The sequence below is a fragment of the Candidatus Methylomirabilota bacterium genome, from assembly GCA_035315345.1.
GTDB lineage: Bacteria > Methylomirabilota > Methylomirabilia > Rokubacteriales > CSP1-6 > CAMLFJ01.
Genome location: DATFYA010000119.1, coordinates 15,909 through 36,913 on the forward strand (window position 1 = coordinate 15,909; position 21,005 = coordinate 36,913).

A 21,005-nucleotide genomic window follows, 5' to 3' on the forward strand; every position below is an offset into this window, starting at 1 on the left:
CGCATGGCGGAGGCGCCTCTCGTCGCGGTGGGTGAGGTCCTGCGGCCCTACGGGCTGCACGGCGAGGTCAAGGTGCGTCCGCTCACCGATCGGCCGTGGGAGCGCTTCGAGGGATTGAAGCGTTGCGTGCTGTGGGAGCCGGATCGCGACCTGCGTGAGGACTGCCGCATCGCCTCGTCTCGCTTCGACGGGACGACCGCGTTCGTGCGCATGCAGGGCGTGGACTCCCCGGAGGCGGCGCGGCGCTTCCAGGGGCGCCTGCTCGCGGTGCGACGGGACGAGGCGCTGCCCCTCGACGAGGGGCAGTTCTATCCCTGGCAGCTCGAAGGGGCGGCGGTCGAGACGCGCGACGGTCGGCCGGTCGGACGATTCGTCCGCGTGGAGAGCGGCGCGCAGGACCTGTGGGTGGTCGAGGACGGGGAGCGCCAGTGGCTCATCCCGGCGGTGCCCTCGATCGTGGTGGAGGTGAGCGTGGCGGATCGCCACATCGTCATCGATCCGCCGGAAGGGCTGCTCGACCTGTGAGGATCGACATCATCACCCTGTTCCCCGGAATGCTCGAGGCGCCGCTCGCCGAATCCATCGTGGGCCGGGCGCGGGTCCGCGGGCTGGTGGACATCCGCGTCCACGACCTGCGCGCGCACGCAACGGGGCGGCACCGGGTCACCGACGAGCCACCCTTCGGGGGCGGCGGCGGCATGATCCTCAAGCCGGAGCCGCTCGCCGCCGCCGTCGAGGCCCTGAAGCCCGAAGGCGCCGACGCGCGGGTCATCCTGCTGGGGCCGGCCGGGCGGCGGTTCAGCCAGGACGTGGCGAGAGAGCTGGCCCGTCGGTCCCACCTCATCCTGCTCTGCGGGCGGTACGAAGGCGTGGACGAGCGGGTGAGCGGGACGGTGGCCCAGGAGGAGCTGTCGATCGGGGACTACGTCCTCACCGGCGGGGAGCCTGCCGCGCTGGTGGTCACGGACGCGGTGACGCGCCTGTTGCCCGGCGCGCTGGGGGACGGGAAGGCGCCCGCGCGCGACTCGTTCGCGCGGGGCCTGCTCGAGCATCCCCAGTACACGCGGCCCGAGACGTTTCGCGGCGTCGGCGTGCCGGCGGTGCTGCGCTCGGGCGATCACGCCCGCATCGCCCGCTGGCGACAGCTGATGTCGCTGTGGCGCACCTGGGAGCGGCGCCCCGATCTCCTGGAGACGGCGGATCTCACGCCGGAAGAACAGAAGTGGACGGACGGCTTCCGGCAAGGTCGGACACCGGCCGATTTCCTGGACTAACTTATCGAGCGAGGAGCGTCAGATCATGGAAGCGATCCGAATCGTCGAGGCGGGAGATCTCAAGAAGGACCGGGGCGGCTTCCGGCCCGGGGACACCGTCAAGGTGATGGTCAAGGTCGTCGAGGGCGAGAAGGAGCGGTTGCAGGCCTACGAGGGCGTGGTCATTCGCAAGCGCGGCGGTGGTACCGGGGCCTCGTTCACGGTGCGGCGCATCTCGTACGGCGTCGGGGTGGAGCGGACGTTCCCGCTGCACTCGCCGCGCATCGACAAGATCCAGGTGATGAAGCGAGCCGCGGTGCGCCGATCCAAGCTCTATTACCTCCGTGATCTGGTCGGCAAGGCGGCCCGTCTCAAGGAAAAGCGGGTCAGCGCGGTGCCGGCGTCGGGCGAGCAGTCGAGCCCGAGGTAGACCCGGGCGCGGGCGTGGCGGCGGGCGCGCCGTACCGCTTCGAGAGCGCCGCGTGGCGGCGGGGGGTGACGCGTCTCGCCGGCGTGGACGAGGCCGGACGGGGGCCGTTGGCGGGCCCGGTGGTCGCGGCGGCGGTGGTGCTGGCGCCGGGGACGCGGATCGCCGGGGTGGACGACTCGAAGCGCGTGCTGGCGGAGGAGCGGGAGCGGTTGTTCGAGATCATTCGAGCGAGCGCGCTGGCGGTGAGTGTGGCGGTCGTGGATCACCTGACGATCGACCGCATCAACATCCTGCAGGCCACGCGGCTGGCGATGGCGCAGGCGCTGGGCTCTCTCGCGATGGAGCCGGAGCTGGTGTTGACCGACTTCGTGGAGGTGCCGGGGCTGAGATGTCCGCAGCGGAACCTGGTGGACGGGGATCGGCGCTCGGCGTCGATCGCCGCGGCCTCGATCATGGCCAAGGTGACGCGAGACCGGATCATGGAAGCGGCGGATCGCGACTTCCCGGTCTACGGCTTCGCCCGGCACAAGGGGTACGCGACCCCGGAGCACCGGGACGCCCTGGAGCGCCACGGGCCGTGCTCGCTGCACCGCCAGACGTTCGCGGGAATCTGGAACCAGCTGTCGCTGTTCTCTCGGAGCGAGCTGCAATGGATCAACGCCGATTCATGATGTGCGATCTCGTGCTGGCCAAGGAGTAGCGCCGTGCCCACCGATACTCGGAAGATCACCGGAGAGAGAGGCGAGGAGGAAGCGGCCCGGTTCCTCACTCGGAGCGGATTCTCCATCCTGGACCGCAACGTCCGGACCCGCGCGGGGGAGATCGACCTCGTGGCGAAGGAGGGCAAGACGCTCGTCTTCGTCGAGGTCAAGACCCGTCGGGACATGGAAGGCGACCCGCCGCAGGCCGCGGTCAACACCCGCAAGCAGAACCGGCTCGGGAAGCTGGCCCACGGCTATCTCAAGCTCAAGCGCCTGCGGCAGGTCTCCTGCCGCTTCGACGTCGTCTCGGTGATCTTCAACGACGAGGGCGCGGTCAAAGCCATCCGCCACATCCCCAACGCGTTTTCCGTCTCCGCGTGGTAGGCAACCGTTAGAGTGCTGGCAGTGCTTGGCGAGGCGCAGCCAAAGGCGAGCCGAGCGGATATATAAAGCTTGAAGAAGTAAAGGATCGCAGCAGCACCGCGACGACAGCGAACACGCCATGACCCGCGACGACGCCTTCCGCACCGCCCTCCCCCTCGCCCCCGGCCGCACCGCGCTGCTCGTCGTCGACATGCAGCGCGCGTTCGTGGACCCGGGCCAGGCCATGGCGGTGCCTCCCGCCCGCGAGACGGTGCCGCGCATCCAGGAGCTGCTGGCCATCTTCCGCGAGAAGAGCTTGCCGGTGGTGTTCACCGAATTCACCTACTCGCCGGCGGCGCCGCTGCTCGTGGGCGAGCTGCATCCTGAGCACCATCCCGCTTCGCCGGGCGCCCCCGTCGGGTTCGGCCGCCCCTCGTCTTCGTGTCTGGCCGGCGAGGACAACGTCCACGTGATCGCCGAGCTGGCACCGCGCGCCGACGAGCTGGTGGTGACCAAGCACTACTACGACGGCTTCAACGGCACCGTGCTCGACGGGGCGCTGCGGGCCCGCGGCGTCACCACGCTGGTGGTGACCGGCACCATGACCGATATCTGCGTGCTCGCCACCGTCGTGGGCGGCTTCAACCGCGAGTACCGGATGGTGGTGGTCGAGGACGCGGTGGCCACGCTGTGGCCCGAGATCCAGCGCGCCACCCTGGACATCGTGCGTCGCGCCTACGCGCGGGTGGTCTCGGCCAAGGAAGTGGCTGACGAGATGGCGCACTGGTGACGGCCGCGTGCCGTGTGATACCGTCGACGCCATGAGCCAGGGCCTTCGCTTCCACGGATGCATGCCGGCCAACCTCCTGCCCTTCACCGCCGATCTGGCCGTCGACGAGCCCGCGTATCGCGCGCACCTGCGCTGGCTCGCGGACGCCCCCGGGGTGACCGGCATCGTGGCCAACGGCCACGCCGCGGAGGTGGCCTCGCTCGACCGCGAGGAGCGCAAGCGCACCCTCGCGATCGCGCTCGACGAGGTGGCCGGCAAGGTACCGGTGGTGACCGGTATCTACAGCGACGGTAGCCGGGAGGCGGCGGACCTCGCGCGCGACGCGCGGGCCGCGGGCGCGGCCGGTCTGCTCGTCTTCCCGCCCACCCTGTTCATGTGGGGCGCGCAGCTGAAGCCCGACATGGTGCTGCGTCACTTCCAGGTGATCGCCGACGCGGTGGACCTGCCGATCGTCGTCTTCGAGTACCCGCCGGCCTCCGGCATCGGCTACAGCCCGGAGACGCTCGCCGAGCTGTGCAAGATCCCGACGGTGGCTGCGGTGAAGGACTGGTCCAACGACATCGTCTCCTACGAGAAGAACCTCCGCGCCGTCCGCGCGACCGGGCGCCCGGTCGCGGTCATGTCGTCGTTCACCATGTCGCTGATGGCGAGCTTCCTGCTCGGCGCCGACGGCTGCATCTCGGGCATGGGCAGCGTGGTGGCCGACCGGCAGGCGAGCCTGCTCGCGGCGGTGCGGGCCGGCCGCTTCGAGGAGGCGCGGCAGATCAACGACCGGCTGGCTCCCCTGGTGAGCGTGTTCTACGCCCCGCCGTTCGTGGACATGCACAACCGCATGAAGGAAGCGCTCGCGCTCCTCGGGCGCATCCCGGCCGCCCACGTGCGGCCCCCGCTGACGCCCGTTTCCGACGACGAGCGACACCGCATCCGTCTGGCCCTGCGCGCCTCCGGCCTCTCCGCGTAACTCGACGTTGCCGCCGTGCTGCCCGCCGCGTCGCGGGCGGACGACCGAGTAAGCGCACCCTTGCGGCGCAGGGGGTCTTTCATGTATAAAACCGGGAATCTCCCCATCCCAGCGAGGTCGAATGGCAGGTCCGGTCGGCCGTAGCCCCGACGAAGAAGCGCTGCTGCAGAAGGCGATGCGGGTCCTGCCCGGCGGTGTCCTGGGCGGCTACTACGCTCCGCAGGAGCTGGCCTTCGTGGTCCGAGAGGCGCGCGGGCCGCGGCTCCACGATTTTTCGGGGCGCGAGTACATCGACTACATCCTGGGCAGCGGGCCGCTCGTGCTGGGCCACGCGCATCCCGCGGTGGTGGCGGCGGTCGAGGCGCAGCTGCGCCGAGGCACGACCTACTTCCAGCTGAGCGAGCCCACGCTGAATCTGGCCGAGGAGATCTGCCGGGCGGTGCCGTGCGCCGAGCAGGTACGCTTCTGCGGCAGCGGGAGCGAGGCGACCTTCTTCGCGCTGCGGGTGGCGCGCGCGTATCGCAAGCGCGACAAGATCCTGAAGTTCGAGGGCGGCTTCCACGGCGTGCACGACTATTCGCTGATGAGCGTGGGCCCGCGCGAGCCGAAGGCCTTCCCCGCGCCCACGCCGGACTCGGCGGGCATCCCGCACGCCATCCAGGGCGAGGTGCTGGTGGCCCCGTTCAACGACCTGGCCGAGACCGAGGCCATGATCGAGGCGCACCACCACGATCTGGCCGCGGTGATCATGGAGCCGTTCCAGCGGTTGATCGTGCCGGACGGAGACTTCCTCCGGGGCGTTCGCGCGGTCACCTCGCGGCACGGCATCCCGCTGATCTTCGACGAGATCGTGACCGGCTTCCGCTTCGCCTACGGCGGAGCCCAGCAGTACTACGGCGTCGTCCCCGACCTGGCCGCGTTCGGCAAGATCGTGGGCGGCGGCTTCCCATTGGCCGCGGTGGCCGGACCCCGCGACATCATGCGCCACTTCTCCCAGGAGCTGGACGGCTCCGGCGAGTTCGTGCAGCAGGCCGGCACGCTCAACGGCAATCCCATCGCGGCCGCCGCCGGGCTCGCCACGCTGGCCGAGCTGCGCAAGCCCGGCACCTACGAGCGGCTGTTCGCGACCGGGGCCCGCCTGAAGCAGGGGCTCGCCGCGGCGGCCCGGCGGGCCGGCCTCGCCGCGCAAGTGGCGGGCGAAGCGCCGGTCTTCGAGATCTACTTCACCGACCGTCCCATCACCGACTACCGGGCCACGCTCACCGCCGACCGGGAGCTCCACGCCGCCTTCACGCGGGAGATGCTCACGCGGGGCGTGGTCAAGGCGGCCCAGAAGTTCTACGTCTCGCTCGTGCACGGAGACGCCGAGGTCACGCGTACCCTCGAGGTGTTCGAGGACGCGCTGGCCGCGGCGGCGGGAACTTCCCGCTGAGCGGATCGATTACGCACATACAGGAGGGTCTCGACAACATGGCCAATCACGAACCCGAGGAGTTCTGGTATCAGGGCAAGATCACCCGGCGGCGCTGGCTCGGTCTGAGTGCCGCCGCGGCCGGCGCGGTCGGCGCGAGCCTGGTCGTCCCGGCCCCCTGGCGGTCCGCCTTCGGCCAGGCCAAGCCGTACAAGATCGGCACGCTGCAGCCGCTCTCCGGCGCCGCGGCGGCAGGCGGCAAGACCGCCCTGGTCGGCAGCCAGATGGCGGTCGACCGCATCAACAAGGCGGGCGGCCTCAACGGCCGACCCATCGAGCTGATCGTGGCCGACTACGAGTCCAAGCCCGACGTGGGACGGCGCAAGGCCGAGAAGCTGGCGGTCGAGGACAAGATCGATCTCCACCAGGGCGGCTTCCTCTCCAACGTGTGTATCGCGTGCATGCCGGTGTGGGAGGAGCACAAGATCCTGAACATGATCGGGGTGTGCCTCGACACCACCATCACCACCTCCAAGTGCAGCCGCTACACCTTCCGCCCGTTCGACTACGCTCCGGCCCAGGCGGTCGCCTTCGCGCCCTACCTGGTGAAGAAGCTGGGCAAGAAGTGGCACATCGCCTACGCCGACTACTCGTGGGGCCAGTCCACGCGCGACGCCTACGCCGACCAGATCAAGAAGGCGGGCGGCGAGGTGGTCGACACCACCGGCATCCCGCTCGGCACCGCCGACATGACCCCGTTCCTGTCCAAGATCACCGGAAACTTCGACGGTTTCTTCGGGATCTTCTTCGGCAAGGACGGCATCACCATCGGCAACCAGGCGTACGACCTCGGCATGACCAAGAAGTACAAGTGGGCGGGCGACGGCGCCATCGCGGAGTCCACCAACTTGCCCGCTCTCGGCAACAAGATCGAGGGCTTCGTCGGCATCAACCGGTACATCCCGGTGCTCGAGGGCCCGCTCAACACGCCGGCCCACAAGAAGTTCTTCGACGAGGCGGTGGTCCGGCTGAAGCAGATCGATCCCTCGGGCCCCCTTCCGGACCGCTACGTGCAGTCGAACTTCGAGGCGATGAACTTCGTCAAGCTCGGCATTCAGAAGTCCGGCTTCAAGGGCCGCGAGGACACGATGAAGCTCATCGAGGCGCTCGAGGGGATGGAAGTCAAGGCCAGCGACGACTTCCCCCAGGGCGACAAGACCCTCCGCAAGGACGACCACCAGGCATTCGTGAGCGAGTTCATCTTCGACATCAAGGGCGGCAAGCACCGGATCGTGGAGGTGGTCCCGAAGGAGAAGACCATGTTCCCGCCGGCCTGCAAGTTCGCCTAGTGACGGCAGAGCCGTCCGTCGGCGGCGCCCGCTCCGCGCTCGTCCCCGAAGGGGTGGGACCGGAGCGGGGCGCCGCCGGCTCGCCCATCCTGCGCGCCGAAGCCCTCACCGTCCGGTTCGGCGGCCTCACCGCGCTGAACGGAGTGAACGTCCAGGTGCAGCGGGGTGAGATCCGCGCCATCATCGGCCCCAACGGAGCGGGCAAGAGCACGTTCTTCAACTGCCTGACCGGCGTGCTTCGCCCGACCTCCGGGCGCGTCCTGCTGAACGGGGAGGACGTGACCGGACTGCCGCCGAACCGCATCTCCCAGAAGGGCATCGCCCGCTCCTATCAGATCACCAACATCCTGCCCAACGCCACCGCGCTCGAGAACGTCCGGATCGCGGCGCAGTCGCGGCGCCACAGCTGGGCCCTGCTCACCCACCACCGGTCGTATCGCGACATCATCGACAAGGCGGACGCGGCCCTGCAGGCGGTCGGCCTGCGGCCCAAGGCCGACGAGCTGGCCGCGAATCTCTCCCACGGCGAGCAGCGCAACCTCGAGATCGGCATCGCGCTGGCCACCGAGCCGCAGCTCCTGTGCCTGGACGAGCCCACCGCGGGCATGAGCGCGGCCGAAACCCACGACACCATGCAGCTGGTGCGCCGCATCGCGAAGGACCTGACCATCATGATCGTGGAGCACGACATGCAGGTCGTGATGGAGCTGGCCCAGCGCATCACCGTGTTGCACTACGGCGAGGTGCTCGCGGAGGGCACGCCGGCCGAGATCCAGCGCAACCCGAAGGTGCTCGAGGTGTACCTCAAGACGTGAGCGGCGCGGCCAGTGCGGCGGCGTCCTCGCTCGTCACCGTCGAAGGGATCCACACCTTCTACGGCAAGAGCCACATCCTCCACGGCGTGTCGCTCGAGGTGGGCCGCGGCGAGGTGGTGGGCCTGCTCGGCCGCAATGGCGTGGGCAAGAGCACGACCCTCAAGACCGTCATGGGCCTGGTGCGCCCGAGCCAGGGCGCGGTCCGCTACGAAGGCCAGGCGATCACCGGCCTGGCCCCCCATCGGCTGGCCCGGATCGGCATCGGCTACGTGCCGGAGGACCGCCGCATCTTCCGCCTGCTCACCGTGATGGAGAACCTGCGCACCGGGCTCGACCGGCACGGTGTCACCGAGGCCCGGAAGCAGGCTCTCCTCGACAAAGTCTACGAATACTTCCCGGTGCTGGCCGACCGCCGCGGCCAGGCCGGCGGCACGCTGTCCGGCGGCGAGCAGCAGATGCTCGCGATCGCCCGGGCGATGATGCTCGAGCCGAAGATCATCCTGCTCGACGAGCCCACCGAGGGGCTCATGCCCCGGATGGTGTCGCAGATCAGGAACATCATCGACGCGCTCCATCGGGAAGGCGTGGCCATCCTGCTGGTCGAGCAGAACGTGCCGCTCACCCTCGAGGCGAGCCAGCGCATCTACATCATGGAGAAGGGCGTGGTCCGTCACCACGCGCCCGCCGCCGAGCTGCGGGCGAACGACGCGGTCATCCACCAGTACATGGGGGTGTAGGAGGTGGGCATCCCGCTCGAGCAGGTGCTCATCCAGACCATCAACGGCGTCGTCACCGGGATGATCCTGGCCCTGGTGGCCTCGGGCCTGACCCTGATCTTCGGCATCATGGACGTGGTCAACTTCGCGCACGGCGAGCTGTTCATGCTGGGGGCCTACGTCGGCGTGGTCACGATGGTGGCCACCGGAAACTTCTGGATCGCCCTGATCACCGCCATCCTGGTCATCGCCGCGCTCGGCGCGGTGATCCAGGTGACCACGCTGCGCCCGCTGCTGGGGCGCGATCCGCTCACCACCATCCTGGCCACCTTCGGGCTCTCACTGGTCCTGCAGAACTACGCGCTGTGGCAGTTCGGCCCGGTGGCCCGCAAGATTCCCGAGCCGATCACCGGCCACTTCACGCTGTTCTACCTGGACTATCCCTGGTACCGCATCGCCATCGCGCTGCTGTCGGCCGCGATCATCGGCGGGCTCTGGCTGTTCCTGAAGTTCGGGACCTACGGGATCTGGATCCGGGCCACGACGCAGGACCGGGTCATGGCCGCGGCGATGGGCATTCCGGTGCCGTGGGTGCACACCGCGGTGTTCGCCATCGGCGCCGGCATGGCTGCGGCCAGCGGGGTGCTCTTCGGTCCCCTGGTCGGCGTCAATCACGCGATGGGCCTCGACTGGGTGTTGAAGGCCTTCATCGTGGTGGTGGTGGGCGGGATGGGCAACCTCGGCGGATCCATCGCCGCGTCGATCTTCATCAGCCTGCTCGAGGCCTACGCCTCGCTCTGGGTGAGCCCGGCCCAGGCGGTCATCGTCTCCTTCGTGGCGCTGATCCTGACCCTGCTCTTCCGTCCCACCGGACTCTTCGTCCCGACGCCGAAATGACGAGCACTCGGTCCCCGGTGGCCTTCTGGACCGGCTTCGCCATCGTCCTGGGACTGCTCATTCTCGCGCCCCTGGTCCTGCCCGAGTTCTGGCGACGCTTCGTGACCGAGATCCTGATCTGGGGCTTGCTCGCGATGTCCTCCGATATCCTGATCGGCTACACCGGCATGGTCTCGTTCGGCCATTCCGCGTTCTTCGGGCTCGGCATGTACGGCGCGGCCGCCGCACTGCTGTCGGTGCGGCCGCCGAACCTCTGGGTGGCCCTGGTCTATGGGCTCGCCGCCGCGGCGGTGGTGGCAGTCTTCGTGGCGTACTTCTCGACCCGGCTGCGCGAGATCTACTTCTCGATCACCACCCTCGTCTTCTCGCAGATCTTCTACGTCATCATCTTCACGTGGACCGAGGTCACCGGCGGCGAGAACGGCCTGACCTTCAGGCGTCCCGCCCTGTCGATCCCCGGGCTCTTCTCGATCCCGTTCGACTCGAACACGCTGCACTGGTTCGTGCTGGCGGTCGTCACCGTGTCCTATCTGGTGCTGCGCCGGATCACCCAGTCGCCGTTCGGCATGGTGCTGCAATCCATTCGCGAGAACGAGCCACGGACCCGGGCCATCGGCTACGCGGTCGAGCGGTACAAGATGGTGGCGGTGATGCTCTCGGGGCTCTTCGCGGGGCTGGCCGGCGTGCTCTACGCGGTGCAGAATCGCTTTGCCGCGCCCGACTTCGTGTTCTTCGTGATCTCGGGCGAGGTGGTCATCTTCAACGTCATGGGCGGCGTCGGCACGCTGGTGGGACCGATCGTGGGCGCCGCCTTCTTCTTGCTGCTGCGCGAGGGTTTCTCGCGCTTCTTCACCGAGTACTATTTGATCTGGGTGGGCCTCATCTTCACCGCGATGGTCATCTTCATGCCGCAGGGGCTGCTCGGCTTCTGGCGCCGGCGCCTCAACCAGTAGGCGTCAGACGCCGGTCGAGCCGAAGCCGCCGGCCCCGCGCGGCGTGGCGTCGAGCTCCCGCACCTCCACTACCGTCGCCCGCTCGACCGGCTGGATGACGAGCTGGGCGATCCGCTCGCCCCGCGTGACCGTCACCGCTTCGGCGCCGTGGTTGACGAGGAGCACGCCCATCTCTCCGCGATAGCCCGCGTCGATCAGTCCGGGCGCGTTGAGCACGGTCACGCCGGAGCGGAGCGCCAATCCGGAGCGGGGCAGCACCAGGCCCGCGTGGCCGATCGGAATCGCCACGCGCAGGCCGGTGGGCACGAGCTGCCGCCCCCCGGGCGGAAGCGTCACCGTCGTGGCCGCCGCGAGATCGAGCCCGGCGTCGCCCTCGCGCGCGTATGCGGGAAGCGGCAGCGTCGGGTCGTCTCGGACGATCTCGATGCGTAGCGCCATGCTCCTCCTCCCCTCTTCGAGACATCGCGGCCCGCGAAGCGATTGCGTGCTGATGGTGCGCTCCGGGAGAGTAGCAGAAACCGGAAGGACCCTTGACGAAATGGCACCGAAGGCCGGCGGCGCTCCGTCCCCAAGAATCCGATTTTCTTGAAGCGGCCGTCTGGCCCTCGTCTTGCTCCGGAGCGGACCCGAGGATGACAGACATGCTCCGCCCCCTCGGTCCCTCGGGCTTGCTGAGACTGGCCACTGCGATCACGCTCGGCCTGTCCCTGCTGGCCGGCTGCGCGGCGACCGTACGTGACCAGGCGCTGGCCACTGCCATGGAGGCAGACGAGGGCTCGACCCGCTGCTACCCCGATCACTCGACCGCGCTCACGGTCGTGTGCCTCCAGCCCTAGCGGCGGGCGATGCGTCGGGCCGCGCGTTCACTTGCCGTGCAGGGCCTCGCCCTCTCTCTCCTGTGGGCGACCGGTCCCGTTCACGCGGAGCCGGCGCCCGACGTCGCGGTCGAGATCGCCCGTCTGCGGGGGCGGTTGGCCGACAGCGGCGCGCAGCAGCATCAGTGCCTCGCCGGCGCCACCCAGCCGGTGTGGACCGCGGCGCTCGCGACGGATATCAAGGCCCTTCAGGACCGGGCGAACCAGGCCGCCGCGGAGGGCACCCCCGCGGAAGCGCGACGCTGGAAGGAGCTGGCGAAGAAGGCGGAGCTGCTCCAGGCGCAGGTGGCGGAGCGCGGACGGACGGGCGCCGACCTGTTCCAGAGCCAGCAGATCGGGCTCGATTGCCTGGATCGCCACGCCGAGGAGCGCGAGGCGCTGCGTGCCTCCCTGGAGATCGCGGTCGCCGATCCGGCCGCCTACGCCGAATCTCTCCGGCTGGCCCGAGAACCGCGCGGGGCGATGCTGCGCGCCGCCCTCACCGCCCTCCTGGCGCAGAGCCGGGTCCTGTCCCTTCGATGGAAGCAGGACCGGTCCCACGCGGCGGCGGAGGCCGCCGGGCTTCGCGCCGACCTGACGGCGCTGAAGCGGCGACACACCGCCGCGCTCGAGAGTGAGGAGGCCCGCACGCTGGCCGACCCGGCGCTCCGCGCCGCCGAGGCCTTGGTCGCGGCGGGCGCCGCCTGGGAGCGGGAGCGCGTGGCGGGGGCGCGCGGCGCCGCCGTGCGCGAGGACGCCGAGCGGCACGCCGCCCTCAGGGAGCGGGACGAGGCGGGGCGACTGGCTCGGGACTACTGGGCCACGGCCGAGCGGCTGCTCGCCCGTGGTACGGCGAGCGAGGCGTCTACGCCGGGAACAGCCTGGCCAGGAGCTGCCGGAACTCCTTGAGCTTGAACGGCTTCGTCACCACCGGCACCTTGCTGTCCGACAGGAAGCGGCCGTAGCCCGGCGCCTCGTCCTCCCCGGTGATGAAGATGAAGTGCGGCACCGCGTCCGGCCGGCGCTTGCGAATCTCCTCGTAGAGCTTGGGCCCGTCCACCTGCGGCATCTGCAGATCGCTCACCACCAGATCGTAGGTCTGCTGGTCGAGGAGCTTCAGCGCGGCCATTCCGTCCTCGGCCGGATCCACGGTGTGACCGTCCGCGGAGAGCGCCTCCGCCATCAGCTCGCGCATGTGCTCCTGATCGTCCGCGACGAGGACCCTCAGCGTCTTCATGCCCCAAGTCTAGCAGATGCGATTTTTATCGAAGTCCGGGCCCGCATCCATTCCGAGACCGCGAACCGTATCGTTTCCAGCACGTTGACCGACGGCCGGCCCGTTACCACACTGGGGCCGTGCTCGCGAGGGTCCGCTCGGCTACCTTGACCGGCGTCGACGCGGCCACCGTCTTCGTCGAGGTGGACGTGGCGTCCGGACTGCCCTCGTTCACCACGGTCGGGTTGCCCGACTCGACGGTCCGCGAGAGCCGCGATCGCGTTCGCGCGGCGATTCGCAATGCCGGATTCGAGTTTCCCATCGACCGCATCACCGTGAATCTCGCCCCGGCCGACCTGCGCAAGGAGGGGGCCGCATTCGACCTGCCGATGGCGGTGGGGATCCTGTGCGCCATCGGACTGGTGAAGCCCGGGCGACTGGAGCGTGCACTCCTAGTGGGCGAGCTGTCGCTCGATGCCAGCGTGCGCGCCGTTCGCGGGGTGCTGCCGATCGCGCTCCACGCCCGTCGGCACGGATTTGGCCCGCTGCTCGTGCCCGCGGCCAACGCCGCCGAGGCCGGGGTGGTGCCGGCGGTCACCGCCATCCCGATCGCGACGCTGCACGACGCGGTCGAGTACCTGAACGGCGAGCGGGAAATCGGGCCGGTGCGATCACATTGCCTCGCGGGCAGGTCGACGTCGGACGGGGACGGCCTCGATTTCTCGGACGTGCGGGGCCACGAGCACGCCAAGCGCGGTCTCGAGATCGCCGCCGCGGGCGGGCACAACGTGCTGATGATCGGGCCTCCCGGAACCGGCAAGACGATGCTGGCCCGGCGCGTGGCCTCGATCCTGCCTCCGCTGTCGCTCGAGGAGGCGATCGAGGCGTCGACGGTGTGGAGCGTCGCGGGACTGCTACCGGCCGAGCGCGGCCTCCTGTCGGTCCGCCCGTTCCGTAGCCCGCATCACACCGCGTCCGAGGCCGGGCTGATCGGCGGCGGCGGACTGCCGCATCCCGGGGAGATCAGCCTGGCCCACCACGGCGTGCTGTTCCTGGACGAGCTGCCGGAGTTCTCCCAGCGGGTGCTGGAGGCGCTGCGTCAACCGTTGGAGGACGCCCGGGTGGTCGTCTCCCGCTCGGCCGGCACCGCGAGCTTTCCCGCCCGCTTCCAGCTGGTCGCCGCCGCCAATCCATGCCGCCGGGGGTGCGCCTCGTTGCCGACCTGCGCTTGCTCGCCGCCCGAGCGGGCACGCTACCTCGGACGCCTTTCGCGTCCTCTCCTGGACCGGATCGATCTCCATCTGGAGATCCCGTCGCTGCCGCACGCCGAGCTGATCGACAGCGCCGCGGGCGAGCCGTCCGCGGCCATCCGGGCGCGCGTCCTCGCCGCGCGAGCCCGTCAAGCGGCGCGGTTTGCCGGAACCTCGACCCACGCCAATGCGCGGATGTCGGGCCGGCAGACCCGGCGCTTCTGTCCGCTTCCGCCGGACGCCTCGCGCCTGCTCGGCATGGCGGTCACGAAGCTCGGATTCTCGGCGCGCGCCCACGATCGACTGCTGCGCGTCGCCCGCACCATCGCGGATCTGGCCGGCGCCGACACCATCTCGGCCGAGCACGTCTCCGAGGCCATTCAGTACCGCACGCTCGACCGCGCCCGGTGACCGGCTCCTTAGGCGTCCGCCAGCGCACGGGCGGACGGGTGCAGACACGGCGCCCATCCGGCCGACAACACCTCGGTGATGGACGGTGGAGTGATCACATCGACGGCTCCGGTGGGGCACGCGCGACGGCCGGTGTATCCGCCGTGCGACCAGGCCAGGATCGCGCCACCCAGCACGAGCCAGGCGGCGCCCTCGAGCGCCACCATGACTCCGTCGGGAAGCGTCCGGCACGGCGCGGACCACGAAGCGCCGGCGGTGCGCTCCTGGTGCAGCCGATGGTCGAGCCGCGAGAGCGAGCCGGCGTCGCCGGGATGGACCTCGAGCCAAGCGGCCCGAAACGCCTCCAGGTCCGCGCGGCGGCACTCCCGACACGGGCGATGGCCGGCGGCGAGTGCGGTGGCCTCGTCGAGAAAGAACAGCTCCGTGTAGCGTCCGGGCGCCATGAGCGGACGCCGGCGCCGGCCGCGGAACTCGAGCCGGCAGACCAGCCACCGCTCGCCTCGCCAGCGTCGCACGAGACGGCCCTGCCCGTCGACCAGACATCCCCGGTTGCCCATGAACATCCCGCGCGCCGGACTGGCCTCCACCACGCCGAACGGGGTCACGCGGTTGGGAAGCGGCACGGTGACGGACGCTAGACCCGCTGCAGGAAGGTGCGATCCTCCACGAGGATGCAGCCGCTCTCCTGGACGCGCCGCACACTCTCGACGTTGTCCCCGTCCTTCGCGAGCCGCTCGCGGTACTGCTCGTACGCCGCCAGATCCGGAAAGTCGATCAGCGCGAGGGCGATATTGGTCGGGCCCGCGAAGAGCGTCGGCATCCAGTAGCCCACCAGCTCGCCGCCGCAGCGTGGAATGACGATGCCGAGCGCGCGCGCGTAGCGCTCGAAGTCCCCTCGCTTGCGCGGGTCGATCGTGTACCGAATGCTGAGCGTGATCATCGCGTGGTCTCCTCCCATCGCACGTTGAACACGGTGCGGAGCTGGGTCCGCCCGCGTGACGTCACCATGACGGCTCGGGTGCCGCGAAGGCGTCGGATCCAGCCGCGGTCGAGCGCCAGATCGGCCAGCGCCGTCCCGACCAGGCCGGCGATGTGAGGTCGGCGCTCCGTCCAGTCGATACAGCGGCGCGCCGGAGCCGGTGACCGCCGGGCCGGCACCACGATCCCGAGCCCTCGCAGCGAGCGGACGCCGGTCGGCGTGAGCCGATAGTCCCGGCCGTCCGCCTCGAGCCAGCCGCCCGCGGTCACCGCGTCGGCGAGCGCCACCCCCAGACGACCGGCCAGGTGGCTATAGCAGGTGCGTGCCTGCCTCAGTCGCCACGAGGCGATGTCCGTCACCGCGGGCGACGTCGTCCGGGCCGATCCCGGGGCGACCACGGCCAGGGCCTCGACCGCGTGCCCGACGTCCGCGCTGGCCAGACGGTAGTAGCGCCAGCGTCCCTGCTGCTCGACACGGAGGATGCGGCCGGCGATCAGCTTGGCCAGATGGTTGCTCGCGGTCTGGGCGGAGACGCCGGCCCGGGCGGCGAGCTCGCCGGCCGGCCGCGCCTCCCCGCCGGCCAGAGCCATGCACATCGCCGCGCGTGATGAGTCGGCCAGTAGACCGGCGACGAAGGCGATGTCCGGTTCGCTCATGATCTGGAGCTTAGCGCAGTCGCACGCGGCATGTTTCACGCCGCATCGAACCCAAATGTCGAGCGCGCGCGCCTTGGAGGCGGAGGCCCGCGGACTTGCCAACGCCGGCGGATGTTGAGACGATGACGGCGGTTTTCGAATCTCACCCTCCGGAGGTCCCGATGAGCCAGCCCGGCAGCCCCACCCATCCCATGGCGATCGCCCGCGAGCACGCCGCGATCGTCATGATCGACGTGCAGGAGCGGCTGTTCCCGGCCATGGACGCCGATCATCGCGAGGAGGTGATGCGGAACCTGAAGGTCCTGGCCGCGGCGGCCCGGCGGCTGAGCGTTCCGATGCTGGTCACCGAGCAGTACCCGAAAGGGCTCGGGCATACGTTGCAGGAATTGAAGGAAACGTTGCCCACGGGCCTGGAGCCCATCGAGAAGGTGGCTTTCTCCTGCTGGGGAGTGGACACCTTCCGCAACCGGCTCTCGGCGACCGGTGCCCGGCAGGTGATCCTCGGCGGCATCGAGGCGCACGTGTGCGTGCTGATGTCGGCCCTCGATCTCCTCGCTGCCGGCTACGGGGTGCAGGTCGTCGCGGACGCGGTGACCTCGCGGACCCAGGCCAACTGGCGCCTGGCCATGGCCTATCTTCGGCAGGCGGGAGCGGTGGTCACCACCGCCGAGACCGCGCTCTTCCAGCTGCTGCGCCAGGCCGATTCCGACGACTTCCGGGAGCTGGCGCGGCTCATTCGGTGATGCACCGGTACTTCGACGTCCGTTCCACCGTCCTGCTCGTGGTCGGCTACGGCATCCTTCCGGAAGAGGAGGATCGGCCCGTCGCCTACGAGCTGAAGGATTCGATCAATTCACGCAGCGCGGGAGTCGAGAACCGGAGCGCGGTGGTGGTGACGGACATGTGGATGCTGAACCAGGAGATGGCGGACATGTTCCCGGCCATCGCCATCGGCGGTCCCGCGGTCAATGCCTTCGCCGCCCAGATCTACGAGGATCTGCCGCTGGCCTTCACCCGAGATCAACAGGTCTTCATCCAGATGGACCAGGACTCGGGCAAGCGAGCCGCACTGTGGGGAATGGACCAGCGGGGCACGCGCGAGGCCGCCCTGGTATTCGTCAAGGACGGCCTGCTCGACCGCTTCCTCGAGCTGGTCTGGCGCGTTCCCGGCTAGCCTAGCGGCTGGCGTCACCGCCTCCCCAGCGACGCTCGTGATAGACGAGCCGCTGCGGCTCGGTGAGCAGATCTCGCGTCTTCAGGTGGTAGCGCAGGTGCACCAGCCGTACCGCGCTACGAAGCCGCTCCACCTCCGCGACGAGCGGGGCGAGATCGGCCTCGGCGGCCCGACCCCCGTCGAACAGCATGTCCAGCCGTCGCTCGGCGGCCAGGAGAGCCGCGGACCGGGGACGCGATTCCGCGAACATCGCGCCCTCCAGCGCCCGCAGCTGCGCGGTCTGCGTGGCGGTGAGACCGAGGGCGTCCCCGAGCTCGAGCACGTGCAGTGGGCCGGGGTAGCCACGACGATCGGCGGTGAAGGCCATCCCGAAGCCCCGACCATCGGCGACCACTCGATCGAAGCTCTCGATGCAGCGCTGGGCTTCCTCGTGCCCCGAGACGCCCGGCGGGCCCTGGTGACCCGCGTGCGGCGCGTGCTGGGCCGGCGCGGGGGCGGCGATGACGAGCGAGACGAACAGGATCGGTGCGGTGAGCGTGCGCATGGACTCCTCCCTGGGGCGGAGCATACGATACGCGACGGCTCGGCGGCAGGTGGTCTGGAGCTAGCGAGCGACGGTCAGCCGGCTGCCGGGGGGAAGGTTGCTGTAGGTCACCGAGCCGTTCGGCCCGCTGTAGCGATACACCGAGCGAGGGAGGGCGCCTCGGCTCGTCCAGGCTGCGCCGCCGCTGCCGTGGAGCACACGCTGAACGTACTGCTGCGTCTCCGCATACGGCGGAATCCCGCGGTGCAAGTCCACGGCCCCCTCGCCCGCGTTGTAGGCGGCGACGGCCAGGGCCACGTTGCCGGGGTACCGGTCCAGCAGATAGCGGAGGTGGCGCACGCCGCCCTCGATGTTCTCGCGCGGGTTGAAGGAATCGCGCACGCCGAGGGCCAGCGCGGTCTTCGGCATCAGCTGCATCAGCCCTCGGGCGCCGCTGCGGGATACCGCGGTCGGATTGAAGGCCGACTCCGCCCGAATCACGGATTCCACCAGCGTCGCGTCGACCCCGTGGCGTGACGAGATCTCGCGGATCTCACTGGCATATTGCCCACGGGCCGTCTCGGACATGCGCAGCCATCCGGTAGCGGTGCCGGAGCTGCCGGGGAGGCCTCGATAACGAGGGTCGGTTGGCGCGTTCGTAAGATGGACGACGCCGTCGGTCTCGACCATCCGATAGGAGTCCGCCTGTGCGCAGGAAGTGCCTACCACTGTTGCGAGAAATCCCGCCAGCGCCACCACGCCCATGGTCTGCACGGGGGCAGACGGTCCAAGAGCCGTGCCAGAGAGGACGAAAATACCGAGAGGCCGCTGGAGCTCGGCGGCCTCTCGGCTTGTGCTTTTAACGTTTCCGGCTAGTTGCGGGCCTGAAGCAGAGCTTCCCGAATCCGGTTGTCCTTCGGAATCGGCTCTTCGAGAGCCAGATTCAGCACCTGATCCAGCGTATCCACGAGGTGGAAGGTCATCCCCTCGCGAACCTGCGCCGGCACGTCCTCGATGAGGTTTTTCTCGTTCCTTTTCGGCAAGATGATCACCTTGACCCCCGCCCGTCGGGCACCGAGCACCTTCTCCTTGATGCCGCCGACCGGCAGCACACGGCCGGAGAGCGTCACCTCGCCCGTCATCGCGAGGTCCGATCTCACGGGACGCTGAGTCATCAGGGAAACCAGTGCCGTCACCATGGTGACACCGGCCGAAGGCCCGTCCTTCGGGATGGCACCCGCCGGGACGTGCACGTGGATGTCGGAGGTTTCCCAGTAGTCCGAGCGCACGCCCAGCTCGGAGGCGTGGGAGCGCGCCCAGGACAGCGCCGTCTGGGCGGATTCCTTCATGACGTCGCCCAGCTGCCCGGTAAGCGTCAGTGTCTTGCTGCCCTTCATCCGGGTCGCCTCGATGAAGAGGATCTCGCCGCCGGTCGGCGTCCACGACATGCCGACCGCAACGCCCGGGATACGAGTCCGCTCCTCCAGCTCCTCGTGCATGTACCGCGGCGAGCCGAGCAGCTCACCGACGAGGGCTTCGGTCACCTCGACCGGCTCGTGCTGCCCTTCGACGCGACGCTTGGCCACTTTCCGAGTCACCGCCGCGATCTCCCGCTCGAGGTTCCGCAGGCCCGCTTCGCGGGTGTAGCCGCGGACGAGCAGGCGCAGGGCGCCGTCCGTCCAGCGGATGTGATCACTCTCGATCAGGCCATGGTCCGCGACCTGCTTCGGAACCAGATGGCTGCGGGCAATCCGCACCTTCTCCTCTTCCGTGTAGCCGGCGAGCTCGATGATCTCCATACGATCGCGCAGCGGAGGCGGCACGGTGTCGAGCAGGTTGGCCGTCGTGATGAACAGGATCTTCGACAGGTCGAACGCCACGTCGACGTAGTGGTCCCGGAAGGCGACGTTCTGCTCGGGATCGAGCACTTCCAGCAGCGCGGAGGCCGGGTCGCCGCGGAAGTCCATGCCGAGCTTGTCGATCTCGTCCAGCATGAACACCGCGTTCTTGGACTCGGCCCGCCGCAGCCCCTGGATGATCTGGCCCGGTAGCGCCCCGATGTAGGTGCGACGATGCCCGCGGATCTCCGCCTCGTCCCGCATGCCGCCGAGCGAGATCCGGTGGAACTTGCGGCCGAGCGCCCGCGCGATCGAACGGCCGAGCGACGTCTTGCCGACACCCGGAGGGCCGACGAAACACAGGATCGGATCCTTCCCGGCCGGCCGCATGCTCTTGACGGCCAGGTACTCGAGGATCCGGTCCTTCACCTTCTCCAGGCCGGAGTGGTCTTCGTCCAGCACCCGACGCGCCTCCGCGAGGTCCAGATTGTCGGTGGTCTGCTTGTTCCACGGCAACGCCAGCAGCCAGTCCAGATACGTTCGGGCGACCGTGTACTCCGCGGCCGCCGGGGGCATCTTGCTGAGACGGTCGAGCTCCCGGAAGGCCTCCTTCTGGGCCTCCTCGGTCATTCCGGCCGCCTCGATCTTGGCCCGCAGGTCGTCCAACTCCTGCGCGCGCTCGTCCGTCTGGCCGAGCTCCTTCTGGATGGCCTTCATCTGCTCGCGCAGGTAGTACTCGCGCTGGCTCTTGCCCACCTCGGACTCGACCTGTGACTGGATCTTGGAACCGAGCGCCAGGACCTCGGCCTCCTTCGTGAGCACCGCCACGAGCCGCGCCAGGCGCGCCTTGACGTCCGTCGTCTCCAGCAGCGCCTGCTTCCCCTCGGTGTTCAAGGTAGGCAGCGTGGCCGCGATGAGATCGGCGAGCCGGTCTGGCTGGGTCACGTTCTGCACCACGGAGGCGAGCTCGTCCGGCAGCATCGGCGATAGCTCGACCACCTGACGGAACAGATTGCCCGCGTTTCGGGCCAACGCCTCGACTTCCAGATCTCCCGCCGACGTTGGTACGTCGGGCACCGCGGCGATGCGCGCCACCAGATAGGGGCGCACCTGGGCGATCTCGGTGATGCGGATCCGGTGCAAGCCCTGGACGACCAGGCGCACCGTACCGTCAGGCTGCTTCAGCACCTTGTGCACGGTGGCCAGGGTTCCGGTGCGATGGAGGTCCGCCTCCTGCGGCTCCTCGGTGCTCGCATCGCGCTGGGTGAATACGCCGATCAAGCGGTCGCCGCGGACCACGTCGTCGAGAAGGCGGACGGAGGACTCGCGTCCCGCCCCGAGCGGCAACGCGGACTGCGGGAAGAGCACGGTGTCACGCAACGGCAGGATGGGTACCTGCTCTGGAGCCGGAGCGCCAGCGCCGAGCGGGCTCGCGCTTCCCGTGGACACCTTGTCGTCTGCCATG

General features: G+C 69.5%; 26 protein-coding genes. 18 read left to right on the forward strand and 8 right to left on the reverse strand.

What is annotated here, in order from left to right; translation table 11 throughout:
* The first annotated feature begins 3 nt into the window (after nucleotides 1-3).
* The 13 genes from rimM (at nucleotide 4) to VKN16_16665 (ending at nucleotide 10,639) form a co-directional block, all read left to right on the forward strand.
* Nucleotides 4-525 (forward strand): ribosome maturation factor RimM, encoded by a 522-nt coding sequence (gene rimM, locus VKN16_16605; protein ID HME95829.1) that lies wholly within the window; start codon nucleotides 4-6, stop codon nucleotides 523-525.
* On the forward strand, nucleotides 522-1,274 hold the full coding sequence (gene trmD, locus VKN16_16610; GenBank protein ID HME95830.1) for a tRNA (guanosine(37)-N1)-methyltransferase TrmD: 753 nt from the start codon (nucleotides 522-524) through the stop codon (nucleotides 1,272-1,274). The genes rimM and trmD overlap by 4 nt, the downstream gene beginning before the upstream one ends.
* Before the next feature lie 25 nt (nucleotides 1,275-1,299).
* Nucleotides 1,300-1,683, forward strand: coding sequence for a 50S ribosomal protein L19 (gene rplS / locus VKN16_16615; protein ID HME95831.1), 384 nt, complete (start codon nucleotides 1,300-1,302; stop codon nucleotides 1,681-1,683).
* A gap of 14 nt (nucleotides 1,684-1,697) precedes the next feature.
* Complete coding sequence (locus VKN16_16620; GenBank protein ID HME95832.1) at nucleotides 1,698-2,354, forward strand: ribonuclease HII; 657 nt, start codon at nucleotides 1,698-1,700, stop codon at nucleotides 2,352-2,354.
* 33 nt (nucleotides 2,355-2,387) lie between these two features.
* Nucleotides 2,388-2,768, forward strand: a complete 381-nt coding sequence (locus VKN16_16625; GenBank protein HME95833.1) for a YraN family protein — start codon at nucleotides 2,388-2,390, stop codon at nucleotides 2,766-2,768.
* Between the two features lie 118 nt (nucleotides 2,769-2,886).
* The gene (locus VKN16_16630) at nucleotides 2,887-3,537 is read left to right on the forward strand and encodes an isochorismatase family cysteine hydrolase (GenBank protein ID HME95834.1); all 651 of its coding nucleotides are present in this window, start codon (nucleotides 2,887-2,889) and stop codon (nucleotides 3,535-3,537) included.
* A 31-nt stretch (nucleotides 3,538-3,568) separates the two neighbouring features.
* Nucleotides 3,569-4,498 carry a dihydrodipicolinate synthase family protein gene (locus VKN16_16635; GenBank protein ID HME95835.1) on the forward strand — a complete coding sequence of 310 codons (930 nt, stop codon included), beginning with the start codon at nucleotides 3,569-3,571 and terminating at the stop codon, nucleotides 4,496-4,498.
* 121 nt (nucleotides 4,499-4,619) lie between these two features.
* A complete protein-coding gene (locus VKN16_16640; protein ID HME95836.1) occupies nucleotides 4,620-5,930 on the forward strand; it encodes an aminotransferase class III-fold pyridoxal phosphate-dependent enzyme in 1,311 nt (436 codons plus the stop codon).
* A gap of 38 nt (nucleotides 5,931-5,968) precedes the next feature.
* The gene (locus VKN16_16645; GenBank protein ID HME95837.1) at nucleotides 5,969-7,258 is read left to right on the forward strand and encodes an ABC transporter substrate-binding protein; all 1,290 of its coding nucleotides are present in this window, start codon (nucleotides 5,969-5,971) and stop codon (nucleotides 7,256-7,258) included.
* Nucleotides 7,258-8,073 (forward strand): ABC transporter ATP-binding protein, encoded by an 816-nt coding sequence (locus VKN16_16650; GenBank protein ID HME95838.1) that lies wholly within the window; start codon nucleotides 7,258-7,260, stop codon nucleotides 8,071-8,073. The genes VKN16_16645 and VKN16_16650 overlap by 1 nt, the downstream gene beginning before the upstream one ends.
* On the forward strand, nucleotides 8,070-8,810 hold the full coding sequence (locus VKN16_16655; protein ID HME95839.1) for an ABC transporter ATP-binding protein: 741 nt from the start codon (nucleotides 8,070-8,072) through the stop codon (nucleotides 8,808-8,810). The genes VKN16_16650 and VKN16_16655 overlap by 4 nt, the downstream gene beginning before the upstream one ends.
* A gap of 3 nt (nucleotides 8,811-8,813) precedes the next feature.
* Nucleotides 8,814-9,686, forward strand: a complete 873-nt coding sequence (locus VKN16_16660) for a branched-chain amino acid ABC transporter permease (GenBank protein HME95840.1) — start codon at nucleotides 8,814-8,816, stop codon at nucleotides 9,684-9,686.
* On the forward strand, nucleotides 9,683-10,639 hold the full coding sequence (locus tag VKN16_16665) for a branched-chain amino acid ABC transporter permease (GenBank protein ID HME95841.1): 957 nt from the start codon (nucleotides 9,683-9,685) through the stop codon (nucleotides 10,637-10,639). Before VKN16_16660 ends, VKN16_16665 begins: the two co-directional genes overlap by 4 nt.
* A 3-nt stretch (nucleotides 10,640-10,642) precedes the next feature.
* Here the strand turns inward: VKN16_16665 and dut are convergent, their stop codons facing one another.
* Complete coding sequence (gene dut, locus VKN16_16670) at nucleotides 10,643-11,077, reverse strand: dUTP diphosphatase (protein ID HME95842.1); 435 nt, start codon at nucleotides 11,075-11,077, stop codon at nucleotides 10,643-10,645.
* Between the two features lie 203 nt (nucleotides 11,078-11,280).
* Between dut and VKN16_16675 the strand changes: the two genes are divergently transcribed.
* Both VKN16_16675 and VKN16_16680 read left to right on the forward strand, forming a co-directional pair.
* A complete protein-coding gene (locus VKN16_16675) occupies nucleotides 11,281-11,475 on the forward strand; it encodes a hypothetical protein (GenBank protein HME95843.1) in 195 nt (64 codons plus the stop codon).
* Nucleotides 11,476-11,484: 9 nt separating this feature from the next.
* Nucleotides 11,485-12,402 carry a hypothetical protein gene (locus tag VKN16_16680; protein ID HME95844.1) on the forward strand — a complete coding sequence of 306 codons (918 nt, stop codon included), beginning with the start codon at nucleotides 11,485-11,487 and terminating at the stop codon, nucleotides 12,400-12,402.
* Here VKN16_16680 and VKN16_16685 read toward each other — a convergent pair.
* On the reverse strand, nucleotides 12,359-12,730 hold the full coding sequence (locus VKN16_16685; protein ID HME95845.1) for a response regulator: 372 nt from the start codon (nucleotides 12,728-12,730) through the stop codon (nucleotides 12,359-12,361). The two genes, VKN16_16680 and VKN16_16685, sit on opposite strands and share 44 nt — an antisense overlap.
* A 119-nt stretch (nucleotides 12,731-12,849) precedes the next feature.
* Here VKN16_16685 and VKN16_16690 point away from each other — a divergent pair, with 119 nt between their 5' ends.
* Nucleotides 12,850-14,370 (forward strand): YifB family Mg chelatase-like AAA ATPase, encoded by a 1,521-nt coding sequence (locus tag VKN16_16690; protein ID HME95846.1) that lies wholly within the window; start codon nucleotides 12,850-12,852, stop codon nucleotides 14,368-14,370.
* An 8-nt stretch (nucleotides 14,371-14,378) separates the two neighbouring features.
* Here the strand turns inward: VKN16_16690 and VKN16_16695 are convergent, their stop codons facing one another.
* Genes VKN16_16695 through VKN16_16705 form a run of 3 tightly spaced genes read right to left on the reverse strand, consistent with a single transcriptional unit; the run spans nucleotide 14,379 to nucleotide 16,005 of the window.
* Nucleotides 14,379-14,993 (reverse strand): hypothetical protein, encoded by a 615-nt coding sequence (locus tag VKN16_16695; GenBank protein HME95847.1) that lies wholly within the window; start codon nucleotides 14,991-14,993, stop codon nucleotides 14,379-14,381.
* Nucleotides 14,994-15,004: 11 nt separating this feature from the next.
* Entirely contained in the window at nucleotides 15,005-15,310 is a 306-nt protein-coding gene (locus VKN16_16700; protein ID HME95848.1) for an NIPSNAP family protein, read from the reverse strand.
* The gene (locus VKN16_16705; protein ID HME95849.1) at nucleotides 15,307-16,005 is read right to left on the reverse strand and encodes a metalloregulator ArsR/SmtB family transcription factor; all 699 of its coding nucleotides are present in this window, start codon (nucleotides 16,003-16,005) and stop codon (nucleotides 15,307-15,309) included. Before VKN16_16705 ends, VKN16_16700 begins: the two co-directional genes overlap by 4 nt.
* 161 nt (nucleotides 16,006-16,166) lie before the next feature.
* Here VKN16_16705 and VKN16_16710 point away from each other — a divergent pair, with 161 nt between their 5' ends.
* Together VKN16_16710 and VKN16_16715 are read left to right on the forward strand one after the other, a co-directional pair.
* Nucleotides 16,167-16,748 (forward strand): hydrolase, encoded by a 582-nt coding sequence (locus VKN16_16710; protein ID HME95850.1) that lies wholly within the window; start codon nucleotides 16,167-16,169, stop codon nucleotides 16,746-16,748.
* Entirely contained in the window at nucleotides 16,748-17,179 is a 432-nt protein-coding gene (locus VKN16_16715) for a hypothetical protein (GenBank protein HME95851.1), read from the forward strand. Before VKN16_16710 ends, VKN16_16715 begins: the two co-directional genes overlap by 1 nt.
* A 1-nt stretch (nucleotide 17,180) precedes the next feature.
* Here the strand turns inward: VKN16_16715 and VKN16_16720 are convergent, their stop codons facing one another.
* The 3 genes from VKN16_16720 to lon form a co-directional block, all read right to left on the reverse strand.
* The gene (locus VKN16_16720) at nucleotides 17,181-17,723 is read right to left on the reverse strand and encodes a hypothetical protein (protein ID HME95852.1); all 543 of its coding nucleotides are present in this window, start codon (nucleotides 17,721-17,723) and stop codon (nucleotides 17,181-17,183) included.
* 60 nt (nucleotides 17,724-17,783) lie between these two features.
* Nucleotides 17,784-18,467 carry a lytic transglycosylase domain-containing protein gene (locus VKN16_16725; protein HME95853.1) on the reverse strand — a complete coding sequence of 228 codons (684 nt, stop codon included), beginning with the start codon at nucleotides 18,465-18,467 and terminating at the stop codon, nucleotides 17,784-17,786.
* Between the two features lie 107 nt (nucleotides 18,468-18,574).
* Complete coding sequence (gene lon / locus VKN16_16730; GenBank protein ID HME95854.1) at nucleotides 18,575-21,004, reverse strand: endopeptidase La; 2,430 nt, start codon at nucleotides 21,002-21,004, stop codon at nucleotides 18,575-18,577.
* Between the last annotated feature and the right edge of the window lies 1 nt (nucleotide 21,005).